The sequence below is a fragment of the Polyangium jinanense genome, from assembly GCF_028435365.1.
Genome location: NZ_JAGTJJ010000006.1, coordinates 294,086 through 311,757 on the forward strand (window position 1 = coordinate 294,086; position 17,672 = coordinate 311,757).

13 protein-coding genes are annotated in these 17,672 nt (G+C 68.1%); 9 read left to right on the plus strand and 4 right to left on the minus strand.

What is annotated here, in order from left to right:
* Nucleotides 1-2: 2 nt before the first annotated feature.
* Nucleotides 3-1,370, minus strand: coding sequence for a cytochrome P450 family protein (locus KEG57_RS16265; protein ID WP_272418714.1), 1,368 nt, complete (start codon nt 1,368-1,370; stop codon nt 3-5).
* A 14-nt stretch (nt 1,371-1,384) separates the two neighbouring features.
* The gene (locus tag KEG57_RS16270) at nt 1,385-2,038 is read right to left on the minus strand and encodes a TetR/AcrR family transcriptional regulator (protein WP_272457971.1); all 654 of its coding nucleotides are present in this window, start codon (nt 2,036-2,038) and stop codon (nt 1,385-1,387) included.
* A 124-nt stretch (nt 2,039-2,162) separates the two neighbouring features.
* Between KEG57_RS16270 and KEG57_RS16275 the strand changes: the two genes are divergently transcribed.
* The 7 genes from KEG57_RS16275 to KEG57_RS16305 all read left to right on the plus strand — a co-directional run bounded on the left by KEG57_RS16275 (nt 2,163) and on the right by KEG57_RS16305 (nt 10,280).
* A complete protein-coding gene (locus KEG57_RS16275) occupies nt 2,163-3,407 on the plus strand; it encodes an HlyD family secretion protein (RefSeq protein ID WP_272418712.1) in 1,245 nt (414 codons plus the stop codon).
* A 10-nt stretch (nt 3,408-3,417) separates the two neighbouring features.
* Nucleotides 3,418-5,001, plus strand: coding sequence for a DHA2 family efflux MFS transporter permease subunit (locus tag KEG57_RS16280; RefSeq protein ID WP_272418711.1), 1,584 nt, complete (start codon nt 3,418-3,420; stop codon nt 4,999-5,001).
* On the plus strand, nt 4,998-5,786 hold the full coding sequence (locus tag KEG57_RS16285; protein WP_272418710.1) for a sigma-70 family RNA polymerase sigma factor: 789 nt from the start codon (nt 4,998-5,000) through the stop codon (nt 5,784-5,786). Before KEG57_RS16280 ends, KEG57_RS16285 begins: the two co-directional genes overlap by 4 nt.
* An 80-nt stretch (nt 5,787-5,866) precedes the next feature.
* Nucleotides 5,867-7,111, plus strand: a complete 1,245-nt coding sequence (locus KEG57_RS16290) for an NAD(P)/FAD-dependent oxidoreductase (RefSeq protein WP_272418709.1) — start codon at nt 5,867-5,869, stop codon at nt 7,109-7,111.
* Between the two features lie 30 nt (nt 7,112-7,141).
* Nucleotides 7,142-7,471 (plus strand): 2Fe-2S iron-sulfur cluster-binding protein, encoded by a 330-nt coding sequence (locus KEG57_RS16295; RefSeq protein WP_272457972.1) that lies wholly within the window; start codon nt 7,142-7,144, stop codon nt 7,469-7,471.
* A gap of 52 nt (nt 7,472-7,523) precedes the next feature.
* Entirely contained in the window at nt 7,524-8,759 is a 1,236-nt protein-coding gene (locus tag KEG57_RS16300) for a cytochrome P450 (RefSeq protein WP_272418707.1), read from the plus strand.
* An 84-nt stretch (nt 8,760-8,843) separates the two neighbouring features.
* The gene (locus KEG57_RS16305; protein ID WP_272418706.1) at nt 8,844-10,280 is read left to right on the plus strand and encodes a WD40 repeat domain-containing protein; all 1,437 of its coding nucleotides are present in this window, start codon (nt 8,844-8,846) and stop codon (nt 10,278-10,280) included.
* Between the two features lie 734 nt (nt 10,281-11,014).
* On the opposite strand, the gene KEG57_RS16310 is transcribed toward KEG57_RS16305, so the two are convergent.
* Complete coding sequence (locus KEG57_RS16310) at nt 11,015-11,524, minus strand: DUF488 domain-containing protein (RefSeq protein WP_272418705.1); 510 nt, start codon at nt 11,522-11,524, stop codon at nt 11,015-11,017.
* A gap of 54 nt (nt 11,525-11,578) precedes the next feature.
* On the minus strand, nt 11,579-13,291 hold the full coding sequence (locus tag KEG57_RS16315; protein WP_272457973.1) for an HAD hydrolase family protein: 1,713 nt from the start codon (nt 13,289-13,291) through the stop codon (nt 11,579-11,581).
* Between the two features lie 598 nt (nt 13,292-13,889).
* Between KEG57_RS16315 and KEG57_RS16320 the strand changes: the two genes are divergently transcribed.
* Nucleotides 13,890-16,523, plus strand: coding sequence for a hypothetical protein (locus KEG57_RS16320; RefSeq protein WP_272418703.1), 2,634 nt, complete (start codon nt 13,890-13,892; stop codon nt 16,521-16,523).
* A 60-nt stretch (nt 16,524-16,583) separates the two neighbouring features.
* Entirely contained in the window at nt 16,584-17,672 is a 1,089-nt protein-coding gene (locus tag KEG57_RS16325; protein WP_272418702.1) for a DUF2169 domain-containing protein, read from the plus strand.

Consider the following 17,672-nt stretch of genomic DNA (forward strand, 5'->3'; position numbering starts at 1 on the left):
GACTAGAACAGCACCGGCAGCTCCCGGAACCCGCGGAGCCCCGCGGCGCCGCCCCAGCGCAGCGTCTCGGCCGGTACGGCGAGGCGTAGATCGGGGAAACGTCGGAACAGCGTCTCGAAGGCGATCTGCCCCTCGATGCGCGCGAGCGGCGCGCCGAGGCAGAGGTGAATGCCTTTGCCGAAGGCGATGTGACGGTGGGCATCGGCGCGCGAGATATCGTACGTCTCGGGATGATCGAATTGCGCGGGATCCCGATTGGCCGAGCCGAGGCCGAGCATCACCTGCCCTCCCTTCGGGATCGACACCCCGGCGATCTCCATGTCCTCCTTGGCGGTGCGCACGGCGCCCAGGTAATCGACCGGCCCCCAGTACCGGAGCGTCTCCTCGACGACGCCTTTGGCGAGGCCCGCCGGATCCGCCTTGAAGCGGGCATGCTGCTCAGGGTGGGTCAAGAGCGCGACGACCCCGTTGCCGATGAGGTTCACCGTCGTCACGTGCCCGGCCAAATAGAGGAGGAACACCATCGAGAGCAGCTCTCTGTCATTGAGCTTGTCGCCGTCCTCCTGGGCCTGGATCATCTGGCTTATCATGTCGTCCGCCGGCGCGCGCCGCTTCCGCTCGAACAGCTCGACGAGGTAGTGGCTGAACTGCACGAGCTGCTTGCGCGTCTCCTGCATGGCCACGGGGTCCCGGTTTTCGATGCGGAGCTCCCCCAGGCGACTGACGGTCTCGCGATCCTCCTCCGGGATACCGAGCATGTCGCTGATCACCGTCACCGGCAGCGGGAACGCGAATGCCTTGATCAGATCCATCCGCCGCTCTGGCCCCGACTCGCCGCGCGCGGCGGCTTCTCGCTCGGCTTTGTCGAGCAGATCGTCGGTGAGGCGCTGGATGCGGGGCCGGAGCGCCTCCATCACGCGGGCATTGAAGCTCGGCTGGACCAGCTTGCGCAGCCGCGTGTGGTCGGGCGGATCGAGCATGAGGAGCGAGTAAACGATGGGCCGGAGCTCCTCCGGCACCGGCGGCATGTGCGCCCGCTGCTCCGGCGTCATCCGCGCGTAGGGGTCGGACGCGAGGCGATCGTCGAGCAGCGCGCCCGCCGCCTCTTGGTAATGGCTCACGAAGAGCACGTCGCCGACCGGGCGATGGCCCGAAGCGACGCTCTTGCGCTCTTCTTCGTCTCGGGGGAAGGGATAATGACGGGCGCGCACGACGGGCCCCTTGGCCCGCGCCTCCGCGTAGATCTCGGGAGATCGGGCGAGAAATTCGGGATCGGATCGGTCGAGCACCACGGACTCCAGCACGGGCACTTCCTTCGTGTCCGGTTTGCCCGCGTGCTCTGCGCTCGTTTCGTTCGATGACGTGGTCATATCGTCCTCTCTGGCTACTTCTGCTGCTGTGACTCGTTCGAAAGGCGCGCCGCACCTGCGCATGCGCCCGCGATCACGGTGTCGATGGCCGCGGCGGCGTAGTCCTCGCTGACGTCCTCGCCGCGATGGATGAGGCGCGTATAGATCCCCCCGAAGATCAGGTCGATGATGAGCTCCGTATTCACGCCCGCGGGCAATTCGCCGCGCGCGATGCCGCGCTCGAGCAAGGCCGTGTTACGCCGCCGGCGTTGATCGCGCAGGATCCTCGAGAGGGCCTCGACCTCCGGATCCGCGCGCTCCATCTGCATCATCCGCACGATGCCCCGGCCCGTGGGCGTCTGGCACGTCCGCACGGTCCTCATCACCACGGTCAGGAGATCCCCGCGCAGCGTGCCCGTATCGAGGAACTCCTCCTCCTCGGCGGCCGCACGCATGGATGCTGCGACGAGCTCCGCCTTCGTCGGCCAGCGCCGGTAGATCGTCGTCTTGTTCACCCCTGAGCGCGCCGCGACATCCTCGATGCGCAGCGCGCCGTAGCCCACACGCCCGAGCTCCTCGTGCGTCGCGGTCAGCACGGCCGACACCACGCGCTCCGCGCGTCCACGGACGCGGGTGCCCTCGGTTCGACGGGTTCGTTGAGCGGGCGGGGGGGTGCTGTCGTGACGCATGGGCTGAGTCTACCGAACGGTTCCTCCAGAACTTTCGCGCTGTTCCGCCACAAAGGCAACTTGTTGTTGCCATGCACTCACAGATGGGTACTATGGCAACAACAAGTTGCCTTGAGGGTCACGCATGAGCACCGCGACATCCCCTTCCGACGTCGTTCCCCAAGCCCCTGCCGTGCAGGGAAGCGCTGCTGCGGGCGCCTCCGCAAAGCCGAAGAGCAAAGGGCGCGCGCTCCTGTTCGTCCTGCTGTTCGTCGCCGTCCTCGGCGGAGGGGGGTACGGGTGGACGCACCGCACCCTGGAGAGCACGGACAACGCGCAGGTGGACGGCGAGGTGATCGCGGTCCCGGCGCGCACGGGCGGGACGATCGCGCAGGTGCTCTTCACCGAGAACCAAGCGGTCAAGGCCGGCGATACGCTGGCCGTGCTCGACGACGAGAGCGCCAAGGCGAAGCTCGCGCAAGCCGAGGCAAACGTGGAAGCCGCCGAGGCGGCGGCCGAGGCGGCCGAAGCCGACGCGCGCGTGGCCGAGATCAACGCCCTCGGCAACAAGTCCGTCGCGGAGGCGTCGCTGCAGACGGCGCAGGGCGGCGTGGTGTCGGCGGCCGATCAGCGCAAGGAGGCCGAGGCGTCGGTCAAGTCCGCGGAGACGGCCTTCAAGCAAGCCGAGGCCGATCTCAACCGCAACCGCAAGCTGCTCGAGCAGGGCGCGCTTCCGCAAGCCTCGTTCGAAAAGGAGGAGACGAGCTTCGCCGTGGCGCAGGCGAACCTGGAGGCGGCGAAGGCGCGGCTCGCGACGCTGCGGGCAAACATCGCCGTGGCGCAGAGCCGCACGACGGAAGCCTCGGCAAAACTGAAGCAATCGAGCAACGTCGACGCGCTCGTGGCGCAAGCGCATGCGCGGGCCAAGACGGCGCGCGCGCAGGTGGCCATCGCCAAGGCGACGCGTGATCTCGCGAAGCTCGAGCTTTCGTACACGCGCATCGTGGCCCCCGCGGACGGCGTGGCCTCGAAGAAGACGATTGCCGTGGGGCAACAGGTCGCGGCGGGGCAGGCCATCGTGCAGCTCGTGACGCCGCTCCTTTGGGTCACGGCGAACTTCAAGGAGACCCAGGTCGCGAAGATGCACGCGGGCCAGCCGGCGCGAATGGTGGTCGACGCTCTGCCCGGCGTCACATTGCACGGCGAGCTCGAGAGTTTGTCCGGCGCGACCGGCTCGCGCTTCACGCTGCTGCCGCCGGACAACGCGAGCGGCAACTACACGAAAGTGGTGCAGCGCGTGCCGGTACGCGTGAAATTGCGTGACGTGCCGCAGGGCCTCGTGCTCCGGCCGGGCATGAGCGTCGAGCTGTCCATCGATACCCGCGGATAGGAGGTTCGTCGTGGCCCAGCTCGCTGTTGCAACGCCCGCGCTCACCGCCGCCGCGCCCAAGAACAACAAGTGGGCCGTGGCCATCGCGGTGGCCATTGGCGCGCTGCTCGAGGTGATCGACACGAGCATCGTCAACGTCGGGCTCGCCGACATGCAGACCTCGCTCGGCGCGTCGCTCAGCCAGGCGAGCTGGATCGTGTCGAGTTACGCCGTCGCGAACGTCATCATCCTGCCCCTCGCCGCGTGGCTCGGGCACAGGTTTGGCAAGAAAAATTATTTCCTCTTCTCGCTCGTGGGCTTCACGATCGCCTCGATCATGTGCGGGCTCGCGACGAGCCTGCCGATGCTGGTCATCGCTCGTGTTTTGCAGGGGATCACGGGCGGCGGCCTCATGGCCAAGGCGCAGTCGATCCTCTTCGAGACGTTCCCCAAGGAGGAGCAGGCCACGGCGCAATCGTTCTTCGGGGCCATCGTCATCGCGGGCCCCGCGATCGGCCCCACGCTGGGCGGGTACATCGTGACGAACATCGGCTGGCGGTGGATCTTCTTCATCAACCTGCCGCTCGGCGTGCTCGCCGTGATCCTCTGCCTCTCGGCGCTCCCGCCCGACGAGCCGCATCAAACGCCTCCGAAGAGCATCGACTGGGCCTCCATTGCCATGCTGGCCCTCGGGCTCGGTTGCCTGCAGACGTTCCTCGAGGAGGGAAACTCCCACGACTGGTTCGATGATCCGATGATCGTCGTCCTGTGCGTCACGTCGATCGTGTCGCTCGTGCTCTTCGTGCGTCGCGCGCTCGCCTCGGACGAGCCCGTCGTGGACCTGCGCGTGCTCCGGTACCGCTCGTTATGGGCAGGCAGCATCCTCTCGGTGGTCGTGGGCATGGCCCTGTACGGCGGGCTCTTCGCCGTGCCGATCTTCGCGCAATCGATCCTGCGTTACACGTCGCAACAGACGGGCCTCATGATGCTGCCCGGCGCGCTGGCCACGGCGGTGATGATGCAATTCGCGGGGAGGCTCGCGCGCAAGATGGATCCGCGGCTCATGCTGGTGATCGGGGCGCTCATCCTGGCGAGCTCGCTCGTGATGTTCTCCACGATGAACCCGATGACGAGCGGCGACGATCTCTTCTGGCCGCTCATCGTGCGCTCCCTGGGCACCGTGTTCATGTTCTTGCCGCTTTCGATGGCCTCGCTCGGCCCCATTCCCCGCAAGGACGTCGCCTCGGCGACGGGGTTCTTCAATTTGACGCGCATGCTCGGGGGCAGCGTCGGCGTCGCGCTGCTCTCGATGATGCTGACCCGGCGGCAGGCGTTTCACATGGCCGTGGTCGCGGAAAAGCTCGTGTCGAACGATCCCGTGACGATCGAGCGGGTCAACATGCTGACGGGCGCGATGATGGCCAAAGGCGCGTCGGCGGCGGAGGCCAAGCAGCGCGCACTTTCGCTGCTCTCCGGGACGGTGGCGCAGCAGGGCTCGATCATGTCGTTCGCGGACACGTTCTGGCTCGCGGGCATGCTCATCGTGCTGTTTTTGCCCCTGGTGATGCTGCTCGGAAAACCGCAGCAAGGGGTCAAGGTGGAGGCAGGGCATTGAACGCACAACCCGACGCGTTGTCGATGTACCGCGCGGAGATCGCGAGGCGGCGAATCCTCTCCGCGGAGGTCGAGCGGGAGCTCGCGATCCGCTGGAAAGCGGGCGATCGTGAGGCCGGGCGGCTGCTCATCGAGGCGTGCCTGTCGTACGTGATGACGATCGCCCGCGAATATCGGCAGTGGGGCGCGCCGTTCGAGGACCTCGTGCAGCAGGGCAACATCGGCCTGCTCCAGGCGGCCCAGCGCTTCGATCCGACGCGCGGATATCGGCTCGCGACGTTCGCGAATTACTGGATCCGCGCGGAGATCCGCGATTACGTGACGCGGAACTACCGGATCGTGCGCCTGGGCACGTCGAAGGCGGAGCGGCGCGCGGTGCGCTTCTTCCGCCGGGCATTCGTGAGGGATGCGGCGACGCTCGCCGCGAGGACGGGTTTGTCCGAGCAGCGCGCCCACGAATTGATCCCGCTCCTCGCGGGGCCCGACGCGCCGATCGACACCGGGGCCCAGAGCGACGGTCCTGCGGACAGCGCGCTCTCGCCCGAGGCGGAGGTTTGTCGGGCCGACGAGCGCGCGCAGATCACGCGCGCCGTGAAGTCCGCGCTTTCGGAGCTCTCGCCCCGGGAGCAGCAGGTGCTCGAACGCCGCATCATGTCGGACGAACCCGCGACATTGGCGGAGCTCGGGGCGGCGTTCGGCGTGAGCAAGGAGCGCGTTCGGCAGGTCGAAGAGCAAGCCAAACAGCGCATGCGTGGTCACCTGCGCACGCTCGCGGGGAGCCTCTGAGCGGCTGCATTCGAAGGTGATCGGAGCATCGAGCGGAATCCCCGGAATCCCGGGCGCACGGAGAGAGGAGCGTCGCGGTCATGGAAGAGCGCATCGTCATCGTGGGAGCCGGCCAGGCCGGTGGCGAGCTTGCGGCTGGATTACGAAAGCAGGGCCATCAAGGGCGTATCGTCCTGCTGGGAGACGAGCCGCATCCGCCCTACCAGCGCCCCCCGCTCTCGAAAGGATTTTTGCAGGGAAAGGTGGCGCTGAGCGACCTCTACCTGAAACCGCTTTCGACCTATGAACGCTTCGACATCGAGCTCAGGCTCGGCACGCGCGTCGAGGCCATCGATCGCTCCGCGCGGGAGCTCTCCCTGCAGGATGGGAGCCGGCTCGGCTATGACAAACTCGTTCTGGCCACGGGCGGCCGGGCGCGTCGCTTGAGCCTTCCCGGAATGGAGACGGCAGAGCTCGAGAACCTGTTCTCGGTGCGATCGATCTCCGATATCGAGACGATGCGCGCGAAGTTCGTCGCGGGCAACCGGCTCCTCATCATCGGCGGCGGCTACATCGGGCTCGAGGTCGCGGCTGTGGCCGTGCAGCTCGGGTTGCAGGTGACGGTGCTGGAGGCGGCGCCGCGCCTGCTTTCCCGCGTGACGGGTCCGGAGGTGTCCACGTTCATCGAAGAGCTTCACCACGAGCGAGGCGTGGAGTTCCGGCTCTCCTGCGAGGCGCGGGGCCTCGAGCTCGACGAGGCGCGGCAAAAGGTGCGCGGCGTCCACGTCGCTCGTCACGGCGTGCCCGAGCGGCTCGATGCGGATCTCGTGCTGGTGGGAATCGGCCTCGTCCCGAACACGGAGCTCGCCTCCGGGGCAGGCCTGGCCGTCGACGACGGCATTGTCGTCGACGAATACGCATGTTCGGCCGATCCGGCCATCCTCGCCATCGGGGATTGCGCGAATCAGCCCAGCGCCTACATGGGCGGACGTATCCGGCTCGAGTCCGTGCCCAATGCCATCGAGCACGCACGCGTCGCGGCCGCCACCCTGATGGGCAAGCGGGAGCCTTATGCCGCCATTCCCTGGTTCTGGTCGGACCAGTACGGCTTGAAGCTGCAGATGGTGGGGCTCTCCGCCGGCTACGAGCAATGCATCACGCGAGGCTCCGCCGGGGGCAAGGAATTCTCGGCGTTTTATCTCAAGGACAAACGCGTCATCGCCGCGGACGTCATCGGCCGCCCCGCGGATTTCATGGCCGCGAAACGGCTGGTTTCGAGCCGGGCGCAGGTGGAAGTCACCCGCCTGGGCGACGCGGCCGTCCCGCTCGCGAGCCTCGCCGCTTGAAGACAATCCATCACCCAAATCCAGGAGGACATGATGCCGAAGATCAAATTCATCGAGGCGGATGGGAAGGAGTACGAGGTCGAGGCAGAGGAGGGACAATCCGTCATGCAGGCGGCGATGGACAACCTCGTGCCCGGAATCGTCGCCGAGTGCGGAGGTTTCGCCAGCTGCGCGACCTGCCACGGCTACGTCGACGAGGCCTGGCTGAAGGAGGTCCCCCCGCCCGATGCGGCGGAAGAGGGAATGATCGCGTGCGCCTATCACGTCCGGCCCAATAGCCGTCTGACCTGTCAGCTCAAGGTGACGCCCGCGCTCGATGGTCTCGTGGTCCGTCTGCCCGTCTCGCAGACGAGCGATTGAGAACCTGGTAGGCCGCCTCCTTTTTTCTCCAACCCCCGAAAGAGGTTCGAACATGCCCCCGTTCAGCGGACAGAAATTGGACACGATTCCCGCGCACGTCCCCCCGGAGCTGGTCTACGAATACGACAGCACCAAAGATCCGCGGATGCTCGAGGATCCGCACGCCCGGATGCGCTCCCTCATCCTCGAGGCCCCGCCCATCTTTTTCTCTCCCCACAATGGGGGGCATTGGTTCGTGACCCGGAAGCAGGCCATCGTGGACATCACGATGAACCCGGAGGTCTATAGCAACGCCCTCTTCGGTGCCTCGGAGGCACATGGAGGCGAACACGAGGCGCCGAAGCCGGCCTTCATGATGCTGCCCATTGCGGTGGATCCGCCGCAGCACACGGCGTACCGCGCACCGCTCAACCAGCCGCTGGCGGCCAAATCCGTCGCCGGGCTCGAGACGGCGATTCGGACCATGACGAACGAGCTCATCGACAAGGTGCTCGACGCGGGACGCTGCGATTTCCTCTCGGACATCGCCGAGCCGCTGCCCGTCACGCTGTTCATGAAGCTGGCCGGCATGCCGACCAACCGCCTCGCCGAGTTCCGTGAGCTCGCCACGCAGGCCACGTCCGCCGCGGTGGATCACGCGACCCGCGAGGGGATCTTCAAACAAATTGCGGGGATCCTGGCGGAGTCCATCAAGGCCCGGCAGGAGAAACGCGAGGATGACCTGATCAGCCGGCTGCTCGACGCGAACATCCAGGGCCGCAACCCCACGTTCCCGGAGATGTTGGGCTACAGCATCACCCTGTTCCTCGGGGGGCTCGACACCGTGGTGAATGCCCTGAGCTTCGGCGTCCGGCACCTGGCGCGTGATCAGGAATTGCAGGCGAAGCTCCGGGCCGACCCGAGCCTCCTGCCGGGAGCCATCGAGGAGCTCTTGCGTCTCTATGGCGTCGCGTGCACGCCCCGGCGGGTGACGCGTGACGTGGTTTGTCACGGCGTGAACCTCAAGCAAGGCGACGCGCTCTTGTTGCTCCTGCCGGCGGCCAACTACGACGACGCGGCGTTCCCGAACCCCGAGCAGTTCATCATGGGCCGGACCGAGCAACACATGACGTTCAACACGGGCCCGCACCGGTGCGTCGGTCTGAATCTGGCCCGCCTGGAGATGAAGGTGTTCTACCAGGAGTGGTTGAAGCGCGTTCCGCCGTTCCGGCTCGACCCCCAGGCGCCGCCGCGGTTCACGGGTGGCTTCAACCTGGCGGTCACGAGCCTGCCGCTCGTCTGGGATTGAGCAGCGCGGGCAGCGCGGCGGGCCGGATCCGCGGTTTGGGCTTGACGCGAGAGGCGGGTGCGCACCCAATCCCACGCGATTTCGATGAAGAAGTACCTTCACAGACCGGGCACGAAGCTCACCGGCCATTCCACGCCCATCCTCGCCGCGGACTTCACCCGAGACGCGTCGCGGCTCGTCTCGGCGGCGTCGAAGGACCCCACGGTTCGCGTGTGGGACGTCGATTCCGCGCGGACCATATCGAAGCTCGAGATCGCGAAGGGCGTCAACCAGGCTTGCCTGTTCCCGACCGGGGACCGGCTGGCCGCCACGTTCGACGATCGGGTCGTTCGTGTATACGCGCTTGAAAGCGGCGAGGAGCTCGCGCGCGCGCGCCAGATGATGCGCCATCCCCGGGCGCTTTGCGTGTCTCCGGGCGGCGGGGTGTACTGGGCGGGCTTCGGCGACGACAACACCGTCGTCTGGTCGTGGCGCCCCGGCGAGGACCCGAAGCCGCTCCTCCGGGACATTCCCTCCTTCGAGCCCGAATGCAGTTTGTCGCTCGCCCGGGATGGCGAGGAGCTGTGGTGCTTCTTCGAGTGGGATCTCGTGGGCTTCGACACGCGGACGGGCGCGGAGATCGCGCGGTTCAAGGAAGACCGAGACGTGGCCCTCGGGGAAGGCTTCGTGCTCTCTCCCGAGCGATGCGCCGTGGCCGTGAAATCATCGCTCAACCGTGATGACGATCCGGTCCGGCCGCGCCTCTACAAGTGGGACCTCGATTCCGACGTGCATTGCTGGGACACGGAAATCCTGGGATATCCCTATGGCGACAAACCGCTGCTGACGATGGCCCGGAGCAAGCGCTGGGTCGCGAGCGTCGGCAAAGCTTCCGTGATGTTTCATTCGCTTCGCAGCGGGCGAGCGCTCGGGATGCTGCCCTGCGAGGTGCCAGCGGCGACCCTTTCCTGCCAGCGTTTGTCTCCGGACGACCGCCTCCTCGCGGTCGGTGCTTCGAACGGCGACCTTTTCCTCTACGACCTCGGCGATTCCTTGCTCGAACCGAGCGTGGCGGCGTCGCACATCGCCACGCGCTCTCGTCAGGGCAGCCCGCTCCTCTTGCGACTGCAGAAACGGCCGGGGCTCTGGCTACGGGTGCACGAGGACGGCAGTCTCGAGCGGGCCGAAGGCGATGCCCGCGCCGACGCGCTCATCACGCCGCTGGCCGGCCAGGCCAGCCATGGAAAGAACGTGGCGGTTCATCCCCTCCGCCTTCGCTGGGAGCTTCGCAGGCGCCTCTGGCAGCACGACCTCACGAAGCCCTCGCCCTTTCACGCGTCTCGTCCCGTGCAGGTCTTCCTCGGAGCCGACCTGATCGTCGAGGGCTACCTCGGCGTCGGGCGTGACCCGGGAGCGGGGCAAGACATCCTCGGCGTCGACAGCGACCCCGACGGCGTCGGAGAGCGGGTCGCCGGAGAACTCGGCGCCCGGACGATCCTCGCCGGCATCGACGACCTCTTGGCGTTGCTCCCGACCGACTGACCGCGCGGAGGTTCGTCGCGCCGCGGAGGTGATCCGGCCCGCTCCCGCTCCCACGGAAGCTTCCTGCCCGTCCACCACTTCCTACCTCTCCGGCGCCCGCTTCCGGTACACTCGCGCCCATGGTGGCCCCCTCCCCGTAGCCCGCCGTCGAAGCGGCGATTTGGCTCGCCTTCGCTCCCGGCGGCGGCCATTTCACCGCCGTCGCGATCGGCCCCCACCACCTCCTCACCGTCGCGCGCGTCTGCGAGAACGCGCCTTACGTAGCCGAAGCGCACGGGCGCTTGCCACAGCCGTCGCCGAGGGCAGAGCCGGATCGTCGCGCACCGATGGCGGTAGGCTTTGGCTGCTTCACGCAAGCGCCCCGCGGCGCGCTCGCGGTCCCCGAGCTTGAAACCGTAGCTCCACGTCCGCCGAGGATGACCCGTCCGAATGAAGGCTCAACGGTCGAGTAAAGCGAACCATGAAGAGAGGCACGCAGGTGGCTTGCGATGGTGTCCGCAGACAGCAGGCTTCCCGCCCATGGCGCACATTCTCGCACTCGTCGATCATGGCCCCGGCGTGCTCGAGGCCGACGCTCCGCCGGAATCGGCACAGCAGCGGCTGACAAAGCCGAGGAGCGTCGGCAGCTCGTCCGGTCCGCGAGAATCCGGAGACATCTTGGAGCGGGTGGATCGAGAGTCCGATCAATCGTTTCCCGCAAGCGATCCGCCGGGCTGGATACCCTCGTGGACTGGCTAGAGACGGGTCGACGCCTTGCGCGAAGCCGTGGAGGCGCCGGACGACGTCGACCTCACACCGGGCCCCGACGAACGCGACGCGGCCTTGACGGTCCCGCGGAACATCCGAGCGATCACGCCGTGGAGGACGACCGCCTGGTTGTGGTGCTCGTCCTTGGCCCCGAAGACGAGCGTCACCGTCCCCCGCTTTGCCCGCTCCACGAGCTCGTCCACGAGCCTCGCAGCCGGCTGCTGGCGGAGCTCGGCGCGATAACGCACCGCGAACTCCTCCCATCGGGCCTCATCGTGACCGAACCAGCGCCGAAGCTCGGCGCTCGGCGCGATTTCCTTCATCCAGGCATCGATCGCAAGCGCATCCTTGCGCACGCCCCGCGGCCATAGGCGGTCCACGAGCACCCGGTACCCGTCGGCCGCTTCAGGTTCCTCGTATGCCCGCTTGAGCCGGACCGCGCAGATCGTATTGCCGCCGCCTCGTGCCTGTCGCGTTCCGCCCCGTGGACCGGTCATGATCAAAACCTTCCTCGACGAAACATGAGAACGAAACATGGGAGACTTGCACGACTACGGCCTGGCAGGCAGCGTGTAGCGGGTCGTGATGGCTTCGGAGATCAACGCGCGGCTCTGCCGGGGCGTGAGATCCGTGCGCGCGGCGATCTCCGCGGCCGTCGCTGACAAGGCAGGGTCCTTGACCGCTTCGGCAAACCAACGCGTGTAATCGCCCTGCGCGAGGTGGTAGAGCCACGTCTCGTCGTCGACCCCGTCTGCGATCTCGACGAATACGGCCAGGTTACGGGCACGAAGGTTCAGCCGTTCGTCCGGGCCCCGGAAATAAAAGCTCTTTTCGCGAAGGTTGCCCTCGGCGTACTTCCGAAGGTGCCTCAGGTGCTCCCCCCGCCCTGGCGCCGGCGTCACCCAGCGCGGCTTTTGACCCGCGCCGCGATTCCATACGAGCACGTCCCCGGGGCGCGGAGGCTCGGTCACCGGAGGCGGTGGGACTCCGATCGCCACGCTGAAGGCCACGAGCTCCGGTTCAGGCATCGGCCCGACCGAGATCACGACGTCGATACGCTCGAGGATCGGGACGGCAATCTCGTCGGCATGGAGGGTGACGAGGACGAGCTCGCCCACCTCCTGCGGAAACGTGAGGGACACGGGTCCCCAAGCGGACGGCCAGACATGATGCGCCTCGTCTATCAGGATCCAGTGGGGTCGACCCGTCCGCGCGCGCATCGATTGCAGCCGGGGGAAGAGCTGCTCGAGGAACGCAGGCCTGTCGCCGAGCGCGATTGCAAGGAGATTGACCGACACGTCCGTGTCGGGGTTGTCGAGCACGCGCAGAATTTCGTCGATGCTCGGCGGACGACGCATGTCCCCGAGCTCGATGGCGTCTTCGAATCGAGAATAGTCACCCTCGGGATCGATGGCGATGAACTGGTACGATTGCTCCGCCAGCCGTTCGAGCAGCGCCATTGCGAATGTCGTCTTGCCGCTGCCGGACGGGCCCACCACGAGGACGTTGCCTCCGTACGGAGGGATGAGCAGCGGCTGGCCGTCGTCCGTCGTACCGAGCAGCGCGTGCCGGCGCGTCAGGCGGGGCTCGACGTGGCGCAGGTCGTCGTCGAGGAGCCCGTCGACGAGCTCGATGACCCCCCGCCCGTTTTCGCCTTTCGTTACGAGGTCCGCGCGCTCCCTGAGCGATGGAACGGCGTCGGCCGTGGCCGCGGAGCACTCGCAGAGCGCGAGGAAGGCGTGATCGTTCTCGGCATTGCCGATGCCTACGACCTCGTGCGGCGACATTCCGAGCTCTTGCAAGGCGACGCGGAGACCGCTGCCTTTGCCGACCTCCGCAGGGAGCACCATCAGTGCGTCCTGGTTATACACCATCCGTAACTCCAGGCCGCTCTGTCGAATCACGTCGAGCACCGCACGATCCTGCGAGGCATGCGTCGCCACGATGGCGCGACCCACAGAGAGAGGACCCACTCCCGTTTCGCGAAGCCTATCGACGAACCACGGCGGCGGTGCTTCCGCGAGGACGCGTTCCTCGCGCCCGATGGGACGATAAAGGACGGCGCCGTTCTCGGCGACGATGCGATCAAAAAGCTCGGGGCGAGGGAGAATGGCCAACAAGTCGCCGAGGACGCGTCCGGTCACGAGCACCACCTTCCGGCCGGTCGCGCGCAGGCGCTCCAGCGCTGCGAAGGTCTCGTCGGTGACCGCGCCGTGCTTGGCGAGCGTGCCGTCATAGTCGCACGTGAGCGCGAGGTATCGCATGCGCGCTCTCTTGCGCGGCACCGGAGGACGTCAATCGGTGGCGCATGGCAACGCAGGTATGACAACACCCATCAACTCGACCGGTAACGCTCATGTTTCGAGCTCGTCCGCCCGGCGCTGGAGCGCGGTTGAGTTGACATCGACCCCCAGCCGGAGACCACTGCGAGGTCGGCAAGCCGACATCGACCCCCAGCCGGAGACCACTGCGAGGTCGGCAAGCCGACATCGACCCCCAGCCGGAGACCACTGCGAGGTCGGCAAGCCGACATCAACCCCCAGCCGGAAGGCTCGGGAAGGTCCGCGTGTCGGCATCGATATCGCGCCGATGACCTTCGGGAGGTCTCCGAGGAGGGGTCAAGTACGAGCTTTCGGCCTGGAGGTGGCTTCCGCGCGGGTAACTCCACCCGCTCTTGAACCTCTTGCAGGATTCCCCGTGGGTTCTTTCCATGACCACGCACCCGCTTGCGCTGCCGGCGGCGGTCGTGGCGTACGACGAGCGTCGCGAAGGTGATCTCTCCCGCTCCCGCTCCCACGCCCGCTTCCTGCCCGTCCATCACTTCCTACCTCTCCGGGGCCCGCTTCCGGTACACTCGCGCCCATGGTGGCCCCCTCCCCGCAGCCCGCCGTCGAGGCGGCGATTTGGCTCGCCTTCGCTCCCGGCGGCGGCCACTTCACCGCCGTCGCGGTCGGCCCCCACCACCTCCTCACGGTCGGGCGCGTCTGCGAGAACGCCCCTTACGTAAAACTCCTCCGCGCCGGCGAGCAGGTCCGCACCGCCGAGATCGTGCAGGTCCTGCCGCCCGAAGAGGGCGACCTCGCCATCCTCCGTTGCGCCGAGGAGCTGCCGCACGTCCTGCGGCTCATGCCGGCCGACGAGTTCAAGGACTTCGACCTCGACACCCCAGTCACCCTCGTCGGCTTCCGCGACAGCGTCGAGAACGCCCTCGCCAAGCGCGCCGTCGTCCTGCACTGGAGCAGCGTCTCGCTCATCGCCGGCGAACCCGAAGAGCCGCCGCCTCGCAAGTCCCAGCCCGACACCCTCCCGCCCCTGCCGCGCCTCCTCCAGGTCGTCCACGAAAACGAGGCCGGCGGGCCCCTCCTCGACAGCCGCCAGCGCCTCATCGGCATCGCGGGCCGCCACGAGGGCGAGGGCGGCACCGAGGGCATCGTCACCACCATCGACCGCTTCTACGAGCACAACCGCAAGTGGAAGATCCTCCTCGGCCCGCCGGCCGCCACGCGCGTCGCGAAGGCGCCGACCATGGCGCAGTCGTTCGTCCTCATGCACCTCGTCGCGGCCCAGCACGAGGAGCACGAGGGCACGAATCCCGCCACGCTCGTCGAGCACTACCGCGCCGCCCTGCGCCTCGACGCCTCCTCCGGCGCCGCGCACCTCGGCCTCGCTCACGCCAAGAGCGTCGCCGGCGAGATCGACGAGGACGTCTTCCGCAGCATCGGCCGCGCCTGCGGGCTCCTCCCGGCCTCCGAGTGGTCGCCCGAGTGCGCCGACGCGCGCCTCGCGAACCTCCTGCGCTCCTCGAAGCACCTGCACGGCGTCGTCACCGCCCTCCGCGCCGACCTCAAGAAGGGCCGTCCCCTCGCCGAGTGGGCCGCGCTCGGTCGCGCCGTCGCCGACCTCGTCCACGCCCCGCCGCCCGACTCCGAGGACCCGAACCGCCCGCGCCCGCCCGAAAAAGCCGCCGGTCGCCTCCTCCTCTGGGCCGGCCAGCCTCGCAGCGTCATCGCCATCCCCTCGCGCGAGCAGCCCGACATCCTCCGCGCGGCCGCCTTCCTCCTCGTCAACCACGCCGAGCAGGCCCTCTTCTGGCTCGACGATCCTCAGGAGGACGAGGAGGTCGAGTCGAGCCGCATGGAGACGACCCAGCAGCTCGTCCTCGCGCTCCGCTGGATCGCTCGCTGCCGCGAGGGCACGTACGACGGACTCCTCTCGCGCGAGGTCGCCGAGAAACACGGCGCCATCCTCGGCAAGCTCATGCCCGGCGGCGACGTCTTCTCCTGGCACGCGCACGCCGTCGCCAAGGCGTACCACGGCGAGATCGAGAGCGGCCTCGAGGATCTCGACCGCGCCATGCGCCTCCTCTCGCCGATGGCCCTGCCGGGCCGCTGGTCGCGTGAGTTCCCCGGCCTGCTCCCCACGCCCGCGCAGCTCGCCGCCGTCTTCGGCCGCGTCGTGCTCGATCAAGGTAAGCCCGAGCTCGCCCGCAAGGCGCTCGAAAAGCTGCCGATGCCGGGCTCGGACGACGCCCACGGCGCCGAGCTCACGAGCATCGAGAAGAAGCTCCGCGCCCTCGCCGGCGTCGACGCCGAGGTCGAGGTCTCGCCCGACCGCGCCCTCCTCAAGGCCAGCCGCAAGGATCCACGCGCCGTGCGCCTCGCCCGCGTGCTCGCGTTCTTCGCCGAGGCGGACCTGCCGCGCGAGCGCCTCGGCGATCTCGGCGAGGCCCTGCCGGTCCTGCTCAAGCTCGGCTTCTTGCGCGAGGAGGCCGATGTCGTCTCCTACGAGCCCACGTTCCGGGCACGCGTGCGCGACTTGCTCTCGCCCGATCAGCGCATCGCGGCCCTGCACGAGGCGCTCGACCTCCTGCTCATGGCCTACCTCGAGGCGAGCGCGCGCGAGCGCACCGAGCTCTGGCCGCACGTCCAGGAGACCACGAAGGCCGCGGTCGAGCACCAGATCGAGTTCGTCCCCGCGGCCGAGCTCCTCGCCCGCGTGGGCAACCAGCGCGCGCGCGAGCTCTCGTATGCCGAGGCGCGCGAGCTGCTCGAACAAGCCCACGACCTCGGGAGCCGCGGCTCGGCGCCCGCCGATCTCTGCGCCGAGATCGACATGGATCTCGGCTGGGTCGAGGTCCTCTCGGGCACGACGCCGCGTTCGCAGGAGCGGCTCGAGCGGGCTTTGAACTTTTACAACGAAATGGCCATGACCTCGACCGGCGCGACCCCGCACCGTCGAATGGCGCGTATCCATTACAGCCTCGCGCGACTCGCCGTGAGCAAGAGTGATCGCGACGCCGCATACATGAACGCGTGCCGCGCGCTGGAGGAGGCCGATCGCGGCTTCGAGCCGGGCACGCGCAAGGCCGCGCAGATCTATACGAGCCTCGCCCACCTCTTCCTCGACCTCGGCGATCACCTGCGCGCGCGCAAAGCCACGGCGCGGATCTCGCCGCGCGAGCGCGAGACCCGCACCGATCTCGCGTTCGATTCCTGATTCGTTCACGCCCGGAACGCTTGTGGCGCGGCGCCTTCCGCGTTTACCATCCGTTCCGCAATGAATTTCGAAACGCTCGTCGAGAACATCAGCTGGGCGAGCGTAGACGGCGAGACGATGATGGACCGTCACGGCCGTGACGTCGCCGTCGTCGTCGCCAAGGTCGCCTACAAGGTGAGCCGCGAGGGCGCGCCGAGGCTCGCGCTCGCGCCGGTGCGTCGCGTGGACGAGGGGGACGGCGGCGGGGGCGTGCGTTTTCCCGCGGATCTCGTGGCCGACGAGAAACCCGGCACCGACGTCGGCCTCGTGGGCGTCGCGTATCCGCCGCCGCGCTCAGCCGGGACCAAGGGGCGCGTTTATGCGTGGCTCCAGGTCGGCACGCTGCGCAAGGTCGTCGTCGTGCACGGGCCGCGCGTGCACGTGAAGAACTGGCGCGGCGCCGTCGCTCCCTCGGATCCCGCGCCGTTCGTCGAGCCCGTGCCGCTCCGCTTCGACAAGTGTCACGGCGGCCTCGACCCCATCACGGGCGCGTTCGAGCCTGCGAATCCCATCGGGATGGGTTTTTCAAGCCAGCCCACCCGCCTCCTCGGCGAGCCCGCGCCGCCGCTCGAACCGGCTTCGATCGAGGAAGGCGGCGCCCCGTGTCACGCCTCGTACGGCGCCTTCGCGCCGATCCCGGCGCACTGGGAGCCGCGGCGCTCGCGCATCGGCACGCACGACGCGGCGTGGTCGAAGAGCCGCGCGCCCGTGCGGCCGCGCGATTTTGATCCGATGCACCACACCTGGTCGGTCCCGGGTTTGCACAGCGGAACGCCGCTCCTCGGCGACGAGCCGGTCGAGGTGGGCGGCGTCTTGCCGGACGGCGTCTGGCGCTTCCGTTTGCCCCGGTACGCCGTGCAGTTCGGCAGCCAGATCGACGGCAAGAAGGTCGCGTACGAGACGCACCTCGACGGGTTTCTGATCGATACCGAGACCCGCGCCGTGGAGCTCACGTGGCGGGCGTCGATCGTGCTGCCGCGAAAATGGGAGCGGCTCGAGCGGATCTACGTGCTCGGGGTGGGCACGCTCCCGGAGGACGTGATCCGCGACCCGAGCCGGAGCGTAGGGGCGGGACGGGCCGCGGATCCGACGCGCGCGAGGAGTGTGTAG

Bases quoted from the DNA above. Each gene is read 5' to 3' on its own strand.
- KEG57_RS16270 (WP_272457971.1), bottom strand. From the start codon at position 2,038: ATGCGTCACGACAGCACCCCCCCGCCCGCTCAACGAACCCGTCGAACC.
- KEG57_RS16295 (WP_272457972.1), top strand. From the start codon at position 7,142: ATGATGCCGAAGATCAAATTCATCGAGGCGGATGGGAAGGAGTACGAG.
- KEG57_RS16265 (WP_272418714.1), bottom strand. From the start codon at position 1,370: ATGACCACGTCATCGAACGAAACGAGCGCAGAGCACGCGGGCAAACCG.
- KEG57_RS16305 (WP_272418706.1), top strand. From the start codon at position 8,844: ATGAAGAAGTACCTTCACAGACCGGGCACGAAGCTCACCGGCCATTCC.
- KEG57_RS16290 (WP_272418709.1), top strand. From the start codon at position 5,867: ATGGAAGAGCGCATCGTCATCGTGGGAGCCGGCCAGGCCGGTGGCGAG.
- KEG57_RS16320 (WP_272418703.1), top strand. From the start codon at position 13,890: ATGGTGGCCCCCTCCCCGCAGCCCGCCGTCGAGGCGGCGATTTGGCTC.
- KEG57_RS16325 (WP_272418702.1), top strand. From the start codon at position 16,584: ATGAATTTCGAAACGCTCGTCGAGAACATCAGCTGGGCGAGCGTAGAC.
- KEG57_RS16315 (WP_272457973.1), bottom strand. From the start codon at position 13,291: ATGCGATACCTCGCGCTCACGTGCGACTATGACGGCACGCTCGCCAAG.
- KEG57_RS16300 (WP_272418707.1), top strand. From the start codon at position 7,524: ATGCCCCCGTTCAGCGGACAGAAATTGGACACGATTCCCGCGCACGTC.
- KEG57_RS16310 (WP_272418705.1), bottom strand. From the start codon at position 11,524: ATGACCGGTCCACGGGGCGGAACGCGACAGGCACGAGGCGGCGGCAAT.
- KEG57_RS16275 (WP_272418712.1), top strand. From the start codon at position 2,163: ATGAGCACCGCGACATCCCCTTCCGACGTCGTTCCCCAAGCCCCTGCC.